11 protein-coding genes are annotated in these 14,730 nt (G+C 65.2%); 7 read left to right on the plus strand and 4 right to left on the minus strand.

The genetic code is table 11. The features are described 5' to 3' along the window. Positions 1-45: 45 nt before the first annotated feature. Positions 46-2,997: a Tn3 family transposase gene (locus AC07X9_RS04335; RefSeq protein ID WP_254908004.1), complete on the plus strand. Its 2,952-nt coding sequence runs from the start codon at positions 46-48 to the stop codon at positions 2,995-2,997. Here AC07X9_RS04335 and AC07X9_RS04340 read toward each other — a convergent pair. The 4 genes from AC07X9_RS04340 to ppsA all read right to left on the minus strand — a co-directional run bounded on the left by AC07X9_RS04340 (position 2,989) and on the right by ppsA (position 11,026). After that, positions 2,989-5,925, minus strand: coding sequence for a glucoamylase family protein (locus tag AC07X9_RS04340; RefSeq protein ID WP_369596848.1), 2,937 nt, complete (start codon positions 5,923-5,925; stop codon positions 2,989-2,991). The two genes, AC07X9_RS04335 and AC07X9_RS04340, sit on opposite strands and share 9 nt — an antisense overlap. After that, on the minus strand, positions 5,909-7,384 hold the full coding sequence (locus AC07X9_RS04345) for a hypothetical protein (RefSeq protein ID WP_254908037.1): 1,476 nt from the start codon (positions 7,382-7,384) through the stop codon (positions 5,909-5,911). The genes AC07X9_RS04340 and AC07X9_RS04345 overlap by 17 nt, the downstream gene beginning before the upstream one ends. Before the next feature lie 2 nt (positions 7,385-7,386). Next, positions 7,387-8,400 carry a universal stress protein gene (locus AC07X9_RS04350; RefSeq protein WP_086485534.1) on the minus strand — a complete coding sequence of 338 codons (1,014 nt, stop codon included), beginning with the start codon at positions 8,398-8,400 and terminating at the stop codon, positions 7,387-7,389. A 241-nt stretch (positions 8,401-8,641) separates the two neighbouring features. Then, positions 8,642-11,026 (minus strand): phosphoenolpyruvate synthase, encoded by a 2,385-nt coding sequence (gene ppsA / locus AC07X9_RS04355; protein WP_086485935.1) that lies wholly within the window; start codon positions 11,024-11,026, stop codon positions 8,642-8,644. Positions 11,027-11,447: 421 nt separating this feature from the next. Between ppsA and atpD the strand changes: the two genes are divergently transcribed. The 6 genes from atpD to AC07X9_RS04385 are packed head-to-tail and all read left to right on the plus strand — an operon-like array spanning position 11,448 to position 14,730. Next, positions 11,448-12,851 carry a F0F1 ATP synthase subunit beta gene (atpD, locus tag AC07X9_RS04360; protein WP_369596849.1) on the plus strand — a complete coding sequence of 468 codons (1,404 nt, stop codon included), beginning with the start codon at positions 11,448-11,450 and terminating at the stop codon, positions 12,849-12,851. Further along, on the plus strand, positions 12,848-13,258 hold the full coding sequence (locus AC07X9_RS04365; RefSeq protein WP_017501317.1) for a F0F1 ATP synthase subunit epsilon: 411 nt from the start codon (positions 12,848-12,850) through the stop codon (positions 13,256-13,258). Before atpD ends, AC07X9_RS04365 begins: the two co-directional genes overlap by 4 nt. After that, positions 13,255-13,530 (plus strand): AtpZ/AtpI family protein, encoded by a 276-nt coding sequence (locus AC07X9_RS04370; protein ID WP_021245229.1) that lies wholly within the window; start codon positions 13,255-13,257, stop codon positions 13,528-13,530. The genes AC07X9_RS04365 and AC07X9_RS04370 overlap by 4 nt, the downstream gene beginning before the upstream one ends. Continuing rightward, a complete protein-coding gene (locus AC07X9_RS04375; RefSeq protein WP_017501319.1) occupies positions 13,527-13,793 on the plus strand; it encodes an ATP synthase subunit I in 267 nt (88 codons plus the stop codon). The genes AC07X9_RS04370 and AC07X9_RS04375 overlap by 4 nt, the downstream gene beginning before the upstream one ends. 26 nt (positions 13,794-13,819) lie before the next feature. Beyond that, on the plus strand, positions 13,820-14,491 hold the full coding sequence (locus tag AC07X9_RS04380; protein WP_441347661.1) for a F0F1 ATP synthase subunit A: 672 nt from the start codon (positions 13,820-13,822) through the stop codon (positions 14,489-14,491). Then, the gene (locus AC07X9_RS04385) at positions 14,488-14,730 is read left to right on the plus strand and encodes a F0F1 ATP synthase subunit C (RefSeq protein WP_017501321.1); all 243 of its coding nucleotides are present in this window, start codon (positions 14,488-14,490) and stop codon (positions 14,728-14,730) included. Before AC07X9_RS04380 ends, AC07X9_RS04385 begins: the two co-directional genes overlap by 4 nt.

Consider the following 14,730-nt stretch of genomic DNA (forward strand, 5'->3'; position numbering starts at 1 on the left):
TTTCACTAAGCCAACAAAAGGCAAGAGGTTTTTGGAGGATGAAACATGCCCGCACGTATTCCGATGACCCAGCGGCAGCGCGCCGCGTTGCTTGCTTTGCCCGACAGCGAGGCGGCGGTGGTGCGACATCATGGCCTCGATGCCGAGGACCTTGCTGCGATCGGCTTCGCACGCACTCCGGCGACCCGCTTGAGCTATGCCCTGCAACTCTGCTGCCTGCGCTATCCGGGGCGACATCTGCGCACAGGCGAGCTGTTGCCTGCAATCATGCTCGACCACATCGCCGAACAGGTCGGAGTGGATGCAGGCGTCGTCGCCGACTTCGCGCGGCGAGCGCCGACCCGCTACGATCAGCTTGCCGCCATCAAGGCGCGCTTCGGCTTCACCGATCTCAGCCGGCCAGCGCGCGGCATCATGATGACCTGGCTAGAAACCGAAGCCATGGCCATCGTGGACGGGCGTATTCTGCTCGATCGACTGCTCGACGAGCTGCGCACGCGGCGCATCGTCATCCCTGGCATCAGCGTCGTTGAGCGGATGGCGGCCGAGGCGATGCTGCGGGCGGAAACCGATCTGGTCGCCGCAGTCGACGATAAACTCGATGCGGATATGCGTCAGCGTCTCGATACGCTGGTCGACGAGAAGGTGCATCACCGACAGAGCCGCTTGTCGTGGTTGCGCGAACCGGAGCCCCGCGTAGCGTCAGCCTCGCTCGCTGAAATCCTCGAAAAGGTCGCGCTGATTCACAGGACCGGTATTGCCTGTGTTCCGGTCGATCCCCTGCACGAGCCACGCCTGACGCAGTTCGCCCGCGAAGGCGTGCGCTATACCGCCCAGGCTTTCCAACAGATGCGCGCTTCCCGCAGGCGGGTCATCCTGCTTGCTACGCTGCGCGAGCTGGAGGCCACGCTTACCGACGCGGCGATCGCCATGTTCGGCACCTTGATGGGACGCGCTCATCTTCGTGCCCGCAAACGCCTGGAACAGGGGATCGCGATCTCGGGACGCGAAGGCCGCGACCGGCTGATGCGCATCGCCACTGTGCTGGAAACAGTTAGCCGGGCAGCACGTGCCGGTGAAGATATCGGCGCGGCCCTCAGGGATATCGTGCCTCTCGACATGCTCGATGCCGATGCCGCGATCATCCGTCGTACCGCGGCACCTCACAGGGACGATGTGCTAAGCGAGATCGCAGCCGAGTACCGGACCTTCAAGCGAACAGGACCTCTATTCCTGCAAACGCTCGATTTCCACGGTCGAGCCGGCACCGCGGCATTGCGCAACGCGATGACGGTCCTGTCGGATCTTGATGGCAACTGGCGCAAGCCGCTCCCTGCCGACGTTCCGCTCGGTCATGTCGAGCGGCGCTGGCACCGCCATGTCGTGGTCGCCGGCAAGATCGACCGGACGCACTGGGAGATGGCGACTTACGGCGCGCTCACCAATGCACTGGCCTCGGGTGATATCTGGGTGCCGAGGTCAAGGCTGCACAGGTCGCTGGACGTGCTGCTCGCGCCGTTATCCGGCGCAGCGCTGCAACCGCCGTTCTCGCTCGGTAATCCACACGCATGGCTCGATCAGCGCGCCGCGCAGCTCGACAGCGCCTTGCGCGCCGTCGCCCACAATCTGGCCGGACGCGATGCTGCCCTGTTCGCTGGCGAGCGATTGCGCTTTCCCAAGGAACTGAAGGACGATGATGCCGGGCACGACGAAGGACGGCACCTGACGCTTGCCTGCTACGGCATGCTGCCTGCGACGCGTATCACCGACGTACTTTCGCAGGTCGAACGCTGGACCGGCTTCACCCGGCACTTCGGGCACGTCTCGACCGGGTTGCCGCCCGGCGACGAGCGGACCTTCCTCGCCACTCTGATTGCCGAAGCGACCAATCTCGGGTTGTCGCGCATGGCCGAGGTATGCGGCGCAGGATCACGCCGCGCGCTGCTGCGCATGCAGACATGGCACATGCGCGAGGAAACCTTTCGGGCGGCGCTCGCCTGTCTGACCGACGCCATCCACGCCGAGCCGATCGCCGCCTGGTTTGGGCAAGGACACCGGGCTTCCGCGGATGGCCAGGCCTTCTACCTGGGCGGGCCGGGCGAAGCCGGCGGAGCGGTCAACGCCCATTATGGTCGCGACCCAGTGGTCAAGATCTACACCACCATCACCGACCGCTACGCGCCGCTGCACCAGACGGTGATCGCCGGCACGGCAGGAGAAGCCATCCATGCGCTCGATGGGCTCCTCGGCCATGACAGCAACGCCGATCTGACCGCGCTGCACGTCGATGGAGGCGGCGTTTCCGACATCGTATTCGCGACGATGCATCTCCTCGGGCTCGATTTCGAGCCGCGCATTCCTCGCCTGTCCGACCGGCGCCTCTACGCTTTCGAACCCTCGAAGCGCTATGGCAGGCTTGCGCCACTGTTCGGTCACAGGCTCAACCGGGACCTGATCGTCAGCCACTGGCCCGATATTGAACGTGTCATTGGCGCGATCCGTCACCGCACCGTCACGCCATCGTTGATCCTGAAGAAGCTGTCCGCCTACCGCCAGCAGAACAGCCTCGCTGCGGCGCTGCGGGAGATCGGGCGGATCGAGCGCACGCTGTTCACGCTCCGCTGGTTCGAGGATCCGGCTCTGCGCCGTACCGTCACTGCCGAGTTGAACAAGGGCGAGGCCCGCAACAGCCTTGCCCGGGCGGTCGCCTTCCATCGGCTCGGCCGTTTTCGCGACCGTGGCCTGGAGAACCAGCAGACCCGAGCGGCCGCGCTCAACCTCGTCACCGCAGCGATTATCCTGTTCAACTGTCGCTATCTGGGGCGCGCCGTCGACGAAATGCGTCGTCGAGGAAGCCCCATCGATCCAGCTATGCTGTCCCGGCTCTCGCCGTTGGGTTGGGATCGCATCAATCTCACCGGCGATTATGTCTGGTCCGATCACCTCGATCTCGACGCCAATGGCCTCATGCCGCTGCTCATCAAACCGCTACCGTGAATCTGTGTCCCTACAATGCACAGGGGCCATGTAGGAGCGGACCAGCGCGAAGTGTTCGCCCGACGGCAGCCGCTCTGGCGTAAAATCGGCAGCTTCGAAGAAGCCATACCGGCCGATCAACTGAAGTTCGGCGAGCAGCTTGAGGTTTCTCGTCGCCAGTGCTGGCCGGATCGTGAGAGCGAGCGCGGTCGCATAGGGGCTCACTACAAGGTCGCGGCCAAGGCCCCGCTGCAGCCCGAGGGCAGGGACGCCGAACGCATGATAACGATAGACGCGATCCGGACCCATGGAGGCGAAGGACGATTCGGAAACGCCCCAGGGGATGCCGTGCGCCTTGCCGAAAGCGGCCTGAATGCTGATGGCAGTCCGATCGCTCATTCCGAGCAGAGTGCCGGGGTCGCTGTGCAGGAAGATGTTCGGCATGAGATACTCGAACATCGAGCCGTTCCAGGAAACCAGCGCGAGACCGACCTCCTGCTTCGTGATGGGGCGGCCGAGGTGAAACCAGTGAGACGGATCAATATCGCCCTTCGCGATAGCGAAAAAGCTGGCGAGACGCGCCTCGCTGGCGAGCAGGTCGTAGTGATGCGGGTCGATGCGGTCGGCGCTGACGTTGTAACCAATGTGGAAGAGCCGGCTGCCCCCATCGAGCAGGAAGGCAAAGTCCATCGCGTGGGCGGCGGCAGCCGCGCGGCGCGATAGGCCGCCGAGACGATCGTAAAGCTCGTACGAGGCCGCCTGGCCCTGTTCGATCGCCGCCAGAACCGCGTCTACCCATTGCCGGCTCGGGTCCGACACAGACGTCTGCCTGAACGCTTCGAGGACGCTGGTGGCCTGCCTCGCGCGGACTCCCAGTGTCGGACTGGAGCCACTTGCCAGGAGGGCGGCGACCCTTGCCGCGGTCTCAGCGCAATCAGCCGGGCGATTTTTGAGAATCTCCCACCATGGCGAGAACATCCGCAAGTCGCCCCGCATTCTGGTCAGATGATGGTCGAGGCGTTCGAGCCAGGCCTGGATGTCGCGCAAGGTGCCGATATCGGATTGGGCAGTGCCGGCCGCCATCAGGCCGATCTGCTCGCGCAGTTTCGGCAGGCAGGTCGAAATGAGATCGTCGATCCCTTGGTACCACGCCGGTTCGTCAGCGCCGATGCGCTCCGCCGTCTGGCGCATGGCCGCAAGGATCGTGCCGGCGGCTGAGGAGGCCTCGACCGACCCGATTGCCTGGACGAGCAGCTCGATGTTGTCCTCGAGTCCAAGCCAGAGATCGGCCGCCACCGGCGGCACGCTTCCCGCTTCGCGAAGCGCCTGGGCGACGGTGATCAGGCAGACCGCGAGATTGCCGCTGTCGACCGTGGATACGTAGCGTGGCTCGAGGGCCGCGAGCGTCCTGGTGTCGTACCAGTTGAGGATGTGGCCGCGGTAGCGTTCCAGACGGTCGAGGCTGTCGAGCGTGTCGCCAAGGCGGGTCGCGACCTCGTTGAGGCCGACATGCCCGAGCCGCCACGCGGTCAGAATCGACACCAGCAGCATGCCGATGTTGGTTGGCGATGTGCGGTGGGCGATCTCTTCGTCAGGGGGCTCCTGATAGTTGTCGGGAGGCAGCCAGTTGTCCTCGGGCCGCACGAACGTCTCGAAGAACAACCAGGTACGCCGGGCCATGAGCCTGAGGAATTTCCTGTCCGCCGGGGGCAATGGTTCCTGCGACGGCTGGAGAGGACGGCTGATCCGGATCGCGATCTCCGGCGCCAGGAACCAGAGCAGCAGAAGCGGCGCCGCGACCGGCAGCGAAGCCGGGGCAACGGCAAACAAAGCGCCGGCGATCACCGTTGCGAGCAGTGGAGAGGCGGCCATCTCGCGCCAGGCCGCGATGCGCGGATGGCGCGCTGCGTTTCGCGCGGCCGTATGAGCGGCGGATGTCCACTCCAGGCGGCGGCGCCCCGACCGAAGCCTCCAGATCGTAACCGCGATCGCGTGCAGCGCGATGAAGGAGTCGCTCACGAGGAAGGCGATGGCGAGGGTCCAGCGCCCCAACTGGTCGGTCAGGCGGCGCAGGACGCGGTGCATCACGCCGCGCCGCCGGCCCTGCGCGAAACCCGTCACAAGGTCGGTGAAAAGGTAGGCGCCGGGCGCGACGACCGCGAGCAGGGTCCAGACCCATGGCTCGCCGTGGAGAAGGAACCATCCGCCCAGGAGCAGGGCGACGATACTGGCGGGCACCAGACTGCGCCGCAGATTGTCGAAAATCTTGAGACGGTCGAACCAGCCGAGCCGGTTGCGCAGCCAACGCCCGTCGCGGCCTGGCACGAAGGGCAACAGCCAGGGCAGGATTTGCCAGTCTCCGCGCACCCATCTGTGCCAGCGCCCGGCGAAGTCGAGATAGCCGGTCGGAAACTCTTCATAGACGATCACGTCGCTCACCAGCGCGGCGCGTCCGTGCAGTCCCTCGAAGAGGTCGTGGCTCAGCAGGGCATTTTCGGGGATGCGCCCTTCGAGGCTTCGTTCGAACGCAGCGACGTCGTAAAGGCCCTTGCCGACGAAGACGCCGGTGCCGAGGAGATCCTGGTACACGTCGGAGACAGCGCGCGAGTATATGTCGATCGTCGTGTCCCCGCCGTACAAGCGGGCGAACAGGGATTGGCCGGTGGCTTCGGGAGCGAGTTCGACGCGGGGCTGAAGGATCGTATAGCCCCGTTCGATGCAGCCGGTTTCGGGGTCGAAATGAGCGCGGTTGAGAGGATGGGCCAGCGTGCCCACCAGACGCCGGACAACCCCGGGCGCGAGACGCGTATCCGCGTCTACTGTCATCACGAAACGGCATTGCCTAAGCGCTTCCGTCCGTCCCGCCGTAAGGCTGAACGGCATCGCATCGCCACGCAGCACGAAGGCATTGAACTGCTCCAGCTTTCCGCGCTTACGCTCCCAGCCCATCCAGCAGCCCTGCGCCGCATTGAAGAGCCGTGGGCGATGGAGCAAATGAAAGGGACCGTGGCCTTTGGGATCCGCATAGCGCGCGTTCAGGTCCTCGATGCCTGCGATCAGCGCGGCTTCGATCTCGGTGTCGGTGGGAAGCGTCGCGGTATCTGCGTCGGCCAAGTCGCTGAGAAGCACGAATGCGAGGCTCGCGTCGGGACTGGAGAGGCGGTGCGCTTCGAGGCGCTGGAGCAGCGGGGGGACGTCGGACACCTGGGCGAGGAGAACGGGCATCACGACCGCGGTCGCGCAGTCCTTGGGGATGCCCTTTTTGAAAGCCAGTTTGGGAAGGACTCGAGGCGGTGTGATTTGGGTCACGAGCCAGTTCACGAAGGTTATGCTGATGATCGAGGCAGGTAGCAGCGTGAGCGCGATGCAAAGCAGCAAGGATCGGGGAGGCGCGCCAGACCAGACGAGATACCAGGTCGGAAGGGCAAAGGCTGCAAGCCCAGCGAGGAGCAGGCCGGCTGCATACAGACCGCCAGGATGACGCCGCGCGCCGCATCGTCGATCCGAACGTCCAGGGGCGAGGATCGAGGGCATCCGCGAAAAGCCGCCGTCCCGCATCGACCAGCCAGTAGCCGACGTGACCCGAAGGGGTTTCGCTCGTGGTATGGCATTGCCGCAGGGCGCGTTGCGCCACGTCCCATTCAGGTAGGCCGGACTGCTTGGCAAGCTGCTCGACAGCGTGCCGATATCGGTCTCGGGTTTCGAAATCCATGCGTGCGTAGATGCCGGCCGGATCTCGCTTGAGGATCGTCTCGACCCGGCTGGTTCGATCGAAGAAGTCGTTCCACTGGATGGTCGCGGTCACCGCGAGATTGGCGATCCCTCGCGCGACGCATTCGGTGTCGTCGATCGCCGCAATCGACGTGCCGGGTGTATCATCCACCTGGAATGGGGGGGCGATCTGGGGAAAGAGGCGAGAAAAGCCTGTGACCAGAAGTTCTAGGCTGACGATGCGCAGCATCGTGGGGAATGCCCAGGTCTCCGCGATGCTGAGGGGCAGTTTCTTCTGATAGCGGTCGATGAACTGGACGGCGATATTCAGCGACACCTGCAGGTGGGACGCCTGCAGGAAAGCATGGGCGAGCTGATGGATGCGCGGCCGCCTGAGGCCAGCTTCGGCGAGGCCGGGAAGCTTTGCGTAGAATTCGGCGGGAAGATCCTCGCGAATCTGGAGGATTGCGCGCTGGATCTGATAGTCGTTGTCGAGCAGCCATTCGGCGGCGGCGCTGCCGTGCCGATCGGCTTGGGCAGCTTCCTGGCGGGCTCGGGTCAGCCAGTCCTTCATCGCGTCGAGATGCGACCAGATCGGGAGGGGCGCGGAGTTGCCGATCAGTCCGGTGAGCTGATGGCGGGAGGCAGCCTCGTCTGCCGCCCCAACGATGGGGTCGTTCTCCTCGATATCGGCCATGATCAGGCCTGGGTCGCGAGCGGTAACCGGAGGCGATCGTTCCCATTCTGGATGGACGTTTGAGCATTGCGGCTCGTCGCGGGCGTCACCAGCATCGGCACGTTGCAGTGCGCCATCAGGTAGGAGGCAACCGTCCCATAGGGGAGATCGGAGACATGCTGATGGTTATGCCCGCGCGCTGACAATATGGCGAGATCTGCACCCTCTCGCCGGATGAGGTCGTTGAGCGCTTCGCGCACATCCTCGCCGCGGATCGAGATGGTGCGCACGCGCAAGCCGGACGATGACAAGTTGGATCGGGTTCGGTCCAGATAGCTTCGAGCGGCTTGCTCGTTGCGCTCGATCAGACCTTGCCGGAGTCTCTTGTCCTCGACCTCCAGGGGGCGCGCTTCAATCATTTCGGGGGTAGGCACGACATGAACGAGGAGAAGTTCCGCATCAGCGGTCCTTGCGAGTCGTGCGGCGAGGGGCAGGACGCTTTCCGCCCAGCGAGAGCCATCCAGCGGCACGACGATCCGTCTATAGGCGCCAGCCGGGGCCGGCGCCTCCACGGGGACGAGCAACACGGAGCCTGGCGCCTGCGACAGCACCTTGTGAACGGTGCCTCCCATGCCGCTGCGGCCGCTTTCCTGCGTTCCGCGTCGCCCCAGCACGACCATTCTGTCTTCGCAGTCGCGCACGAAACGGCAGATTTCTTCGGCAGCGGGGCCTTCCGCGAGTTCGATAGTGGTTTGGGTCGAGGGCGCATCAACGGCGGAGGTGCATCGATCCAGCGCGCGCAGGGCCTCGCGGCGGCGCAGGCTGCATTCGATCGGGTCCGGGCATGCATCGGGCGAATTGCCGCTGTCCAGCACTTGCAGAAGGGTTATCGGGACATCGAGCGTCGTCGCGAGCGCGAGGGCGTGCGGGTAGATCCAGGCGTTGCGATCGGAGCGGTCGATGCAGGCGACGATACCGGGCGTTTTTGGCGATGCAGGAGCCGGGGAGAGCGACGGGAACGCGGAAATGACAGACATGGGACGACCTCCAGTTGCCGTCCGTCCCCCCGGTCGCCGACGGCTTCGATTCGGGGCAGCTACATAAGGTCTGGCCTTCTGCCCGATTCCGGCCAACCTTAATGACGGTATCGGCGCGACGGTGCAGGGGACATTGGGATATTTACTAATGCCGGCGGCACAGCCTCTGTCCGGTAACGCCCCATGCGGTGGAAAGTGGCTGCGGCGTGAAATGGGCTCAGATCCGTCCTCGCAGAACTTCTCAGCCAGGCTTGCATTGCTCCGCATCCGCGACCGCGCCTATCGTCCGAACGAAGCTGTCGGGATTAAGGGAAATCGAATCGATCCCTTCGGAAACGAGGAAGGCCGCGAACTCCGGATGGTTGCTCGGCGCCTGTCCGCAGATGCCGATCTTGATCCCGGCGGCATGCGCCTTGCGGATGGCCTCCGCGATCATCCGGGTGACGGCCTCATCCCGCTCGTCGAACAGACTAGCGAGAATACCGGAATCGCGATCGACGCCGAGCACCAACTGGGTAAGGTCGTTGGATCCGATGGAGAACCCGTCGAAGCGCGTGGCGAACTGTTCCGCGAGGATCACGTTCGACGGGATTTCGCACATCATGTAGATTTGTAGTCCGTGTTCACCCCGGACGAGACCGTTGGCGGCCATCGCCTCGAGCACGCGGTCCGCTTCGGCCGGCGTGCGACAGAACGGGACCATGACGATGACGTTGGCAAAGCCCAAGGTCTCGCGGACCCGTTTGAGGGCGCGGCATTCGAGGGCGAAGCCCTCGCGGTAGCGCTCGTCATAGTAGCGCGAGGCACCGCGGAAGCCGAGCATCGGATTTTCCTCTTCCGGCTCGAAAGCGTCCCCGCCGACGAGATGCGCGTATTCGTTGGTCTTGAAGTCGCTGAGTCGCACGATCGCCGGGTGCGGATAATAGGGGCTTGCGAGTTTCGCGATGCCGCGCGCCAGAACATCCACGAAATAGTCGGCAGGCTGCGGGTAGCCGTGCGTGAGGTCGCGGATCCGGCGCTGTGTCTCCGGCGCCGTGCGTTCCGGATGGACAAGTGCCATGGGATGCACCTTGATGTGCGCATTGATGATGAACTCCATCCGCGCGAGCCCGACGCCGCGCGCCGGCAACCGCCACCACTGGAAGGCGGCGGCGGGATTCGCGATGTTGACCATTATGTCGGTTCCAGTCGCCGGCAGGGAGCCGATGTCGATATCGGTCACGGCGAAATCGAGCGCACCCTCGTAGATCGTGCCGATGTCGCCGTCGGCGCAGCTGATCGTGATTTCCTGGTTGTCCAGAAGGAGTTCGGTGGCGTTGCCGGTGCCGACGATCGCGGGCACGCCGAGCTCGCGGCTGACGATCGCGGCGTGGCTCGTCGTGCCGCCATGGTCGGTCACGATGCCGGCCGCGCGCTTCATGATCGGAACCCAGTCCGGATCGGTCGTCTCGGTGACGAGAATTGACCCGTCGCGGAACTGTTCGATGTCCGCAGCGGTGCGGATCACGCAGGCCTTGCCTGCGGCGATGGCCATGCCGATGGCGGCACCGGTCGCGAGCGGCTTGCCTTTCGGCGTGAGGCTGTAGTGCCGAAAGGAGGTGCTGCTCGACTGTGCCTGGACGGTCTCTGGCCGCGCCTGAACGATGTAGAGTTCGCCGCTTTCGCCGTCCTTCGCCCATTCCATGTCCATGGGGCGCAGGTAGTGCTCCTCGATAGCAACTGCCCAGCGCGCGAGCTGGATGATGTCCGCATTTTCGAGCACGAGCGTAGCGCGTTCCTGCGCTGTCGTTTCGACGATCCTCGTGCGGTGGCTTCCGCCCTCGCCATAGACCATGCGGAAAGCCTTGCCGCCCAGTTCCTTGTCCACGATGGGCTCGGTTCCCGGCTGCGCGAGCAGCGGCTTGAAAACGACATATTTGTCGGGGTTGACCGTGCCTTGGACCACGGTCTCGCCAAGTCCCCAAGCCGCGCTGATTACGATGGCGTCGGGAAAACCTGTCTCGGTATCGACCGAGAACATCACTCCCGAGCCTGAAAGATCCGAGCGTACCATCTGCTGGATGCCGATCGACAGCGCGACGTCGAGATGATCGAACCCCTTGGTTTCGCGATAACTGATGGCGCGATCGGTGAAGAGCGAAGCATAGCAGCGTCTGCAGGCGTCGAGGAGTTCACGCTCGCCCCGGACGTTGAGGAAGGTTTCCTGCTGGCCGGCAAAGCTCGCGTCCGGAAGATCTTCTGCCGTGGCACTGCTGCGGACGGCAACGGCCGGGCGATCAACGCCCAAGCGTCGGCTCAAGTCTCCGTAGGCCGAGAGGATTTCGTCGGCGATCTGCGCCGGAAAGCTGCTCTCGAGGAAGAGCGCGCGGATGGCAGTACCGGTTTCCTGGAGGGTGGCTTTGCCGGAATGGAACTCGCCGAGACGGGTGGCGATCCCCTGTTCGAGGCGGTTCTCGGCGACATAGGTCCGATAGGCGCTCGCGTCGGTGGCGAAGCCCGACGGGACCTTGACGCCCTTGCTGGAAAGCGCGGCGGTCATTTCACCCAGCGACGCGTTCTTGCCGCCGACCGCCGGCAGGTCGGTTATCCTGATATCCTCGAACCAGAGAACGTGCGGTTTTGACATGACCTTCCGGCTTCCCATCGGGGGGCGGCTCCATTTGAGAGCCGCCGTTCGCCTAGACCATCGCCACCCTTTGCTGCTTGGTCACTACGTAAGGATACTATGGACGATAGCCCGAGATCGCTGTGGCTGAAGGTCCCCCGCCGGAGCGCGCCGGATCGGGAATGACGGCTCAGCTGTCGGCATCGTCATTCGTGTCGATAGCGTTAGCACCTAGCGAGCGAAGGTGAAGCCACAGAGAACCGCGAACTTTACGTATGTCGATTCCGCGGCGTCCCTGCGAAGCTTCGCTGATGCACGCCTCGTCCATCCCTGAGTTCATCCCGGAGTTCGTCATCGACGATCCCTTCCGCCATCGGCAGTGCGCCATCCGCCGCGCGATCGCTCAGACTGGGAAGTGGGCCCGGAGGCCGCCATGGGTGCGATGCTAACCGCGGCCAGGATGGGGCGGCTTATCGCGCTGCGCGGTCCGGTGCTCGATGTCGAGTTTACCCAGGTTCCGCTCCCCGCCGTCAATGAAGCGCTCCGCGTCGAAGCGGGATCGATCCCGCTGATCGCGGAGGTGCAGAGCCACATCGACGAACAGACCGTGCGCGCGGTCGCGCTTCAGCCAACCTCCGGTCTTAACCGTAATGTCGCGGTGACGGCTCTCGGCGGCCCTATCCTGGTGCCGGTCGGCGACACGGTCCTTGGACGCCTCCTCACCCCGACTGGCCAGATCGGCGACGGCGGTGAGCCGCTCGCCGCAGATGTGCCGCTGAGGCCAATTCATCGCGCACCCCCGCCGCTCGACGAGCAGAGCGCGACGACGGCAATGTTCGAGACCGGCATCAAGGTCATCGATCTGCTCGCGCCGCTTGCCGAGGGCGGCAAGGCGGCGATGTTCGGGGGCGCGGGGGTCGGCAAGACCGTGCTGGTGATGGAACTCATCAACGCGATGGTCGCGCGTTATGAAGGCGTTTCCGTCTTTGCCGGCATCGGCGAGCGGTCGCGCGAGGGCCATGAGCTGCTCACCGACATGCGCGGCTCGGGTGTGATCGACAAGACCGTGCTCGTTTTTGGGCAGATGAACGAGCCGCCGGGCGCGCGCTGGCGCGTCGGGCTGACCGCGCTCACCATCGCCGAATATTTTCGCGACGAGCAGAAGCGCAATGTCCTGCTGCTCATGGATAACGTGTTCCGCTTCGTCCAGGCCGGTAGCGAGGTGTCGGGCCTGCTTGGACGCATGCCCTCGCGCGTCGGCTACCAGCCGACGCTGGCCAGCGAGGTGGCCGCGCTGCAGGAGCGCATCGCCTCGGTGCATGGGGCGGCGGTGACCGCGATCGAGGCGGTCTATGTGCCCGCCGACGATTTCACCGACCCTGCGGTCACCGCCATCTCCGCCCATCTCGACAGTTCCATTCTGCTCTCGCGCGCCATGGCGGCCGAAGGCATCTATCCCGCGGTCGATCCGCTGGGATCGTCGTCGATCCTGCTCGATCCGCAGGTCGTGGGCGATCATCATTACGCGCTCGCCCAGCAGGTCCGGGAGACGATCGCGCATTATCGCGAGCTTCAGGACATCATCTCGCTGCTCGGTATCGAGGAACTGGGCCGCGAGGATCGGCTGATCGTCGGCAGGGCGCGGCGGCTGCAGCGCTTCCTGACCCAGCCCTTCATGGTGACCCAGGCCTTCACCGGGCAAGCCGGCCGTTCTGTGGCGCTGGCCGATACGCTGCAGGGCGTCGCGGCCATCCTGGCCGGCGAGACCGACGACTGGCCCGAGAGCGCCTTCTACATGGTGGGCGATATTGAAGAGGCACGCTCTCGCGTGGGGGAGGGCGCATGAAGCTGCGGATCACCGATCCGACCGCGATCCTCGTCGACACGGACGTCAGGTCGGTTCGCGCCGAGGATGCCAGCGGCAGTTTCGGCATCCTGTCGGGCCACGCCGATTTCCTGACCGCGCTTGGCGTCTCGATCGTCTCCTGGCGGGGCCTCGATGGCGCTCCCGGCTATTGCGCGGTGCGCAACGGCATTCTGACCGTGAGCCACGGCACGGAGGTCGCGGTCGCGACGCGCGAAGGCCATGTCGGCGATGACCTCGGAACGCTCGAGCATGACGTGCTCGCGCGCTACCGCGAGCGCGACGAGGGCGAACGATCCGAACGGACCGCGTCGGCGAAACTCAGGATGCAGGCGATCCGCCATATGGTCGAGGCCCTGCAGGGTGGTGGCCGGGAGCTTGGTCTGTGACCGCGGACAAGCCCGAGCAGCCGATCGTCGAAGCCATCCGGACCCGCGCGGAACGGCGGCGGCTTGCGCAGCGGCTTCCTTCCGTCGCCCGCAATCTCGGCCAGATCGGCGTGCTCGGCTGGCAGATCGTCCTGCCCGCGCTGGTCGGTCTCGCGATCGGCCGCTGGCTCGACCACCGGCTGGATAGCGGCATCTTCTGGACCGCGCCGCTCCTGCTCGTCGGGCTCGCCCTCGGCTGCTGGTCGGGCTGGCGCTGGATGCACCGGCAATGAGCCAGCTCTCCCCCATCCTGTTCCTGGCCCTCGGATTTGCGGTCGGCCTCGCCCATTTCGCGGCCATCGCCAGAGAAGCCGACCTCGTCACCCATGGCGGCCCGGCATCGCGCGCGATCCTGCTCAGGCTCGGGCGTCTCGCCGTCACTATTCTGGTTCTCGTCATCGCCAGCCGGCAAGGGTGGCCGGCGCTTCTTGCCGCTACAACCGGCTTCATGGGCGGGCGCCAGATCATGCTCCACCGGCTCGGAGGCGCCCGATGAAATTCGCGTCACCACTTGAAAGCCATGTGCTGTTCGCGATCGGTCCGGTGCCGATCAGCCAGCCTGTGGCCACGACCTGGGGCATCATGGCTGTCCTTACAATCGGAAGCTGGCTGTTGACCCGCCGCCTTGCGTTACGCCCATCACGAGCCCAAGCGGCGCTCGAGCTGGTCGTCGAGACCGTCGCCGGCCAGATCCGCGAGACGATGGAGGCGGAGCCGCGGCGTTATCTGCCGCTGATCGGCACGCTGTTCCTGTTCCTGCTGGTCGCCAACTGGTCGTCGCTGATCCCCGGCGTCGAGCCGCCGACCGCGACCCTCGAAACCGACGCGGCGCTGGCGCTGATCGTCTTCGGCGCAACGCTCTGGTTCGGCGTCCGCGCGCTCGGGCCCAGGGCCTATCTCGCGACCTTCGCGCGCCCCTCGATCCTGCTCGCCCCGCTCAATATCGTCGAGCTCTTCACCCGCAGCTTCTCGCTGATGGTGCGCCTGTTCGGCAACGTCATGAGCGGCGTCTTCATGATCGGCGTCGTGCTGAGCCTCGCCGGGCTGCTCGTCCCGATCCCGCTCATGGCGCTCGAAATGCTGACCGGCGCGGTCCAGGCCTACATTTTCGGCGCGCTCGCCATGGTCTTTATCGGGAGCGCTATCAGCGAGAACGGCGCCCGCCCGCCATCCAAACAGGAGTCCCCCGCATGAACTGGATCCATCTCGCCAGCATCCTCGGCGCCGCTTTCGCGATCTCGATCGGCGCAATCGCCCCGGCGCTCGGGCAGGGCAGGGCCGTCGCCGCCGCGATGGACGCGATCGCGCGCCAGCCCGAAGCCGCCAACACCGTCTCGCGCACGCTGTTCGTGGGCCTCGCGATGATCGAGACGATGGCGATCTACTGCCTCGTGATCGCGCTGCTGCTGCTCTTCGCCAACCCGTTCGCCTGA

The organism is Sphingobium sp. GW456-12-10-14-TSB1, from assembly GCF_059424385.1.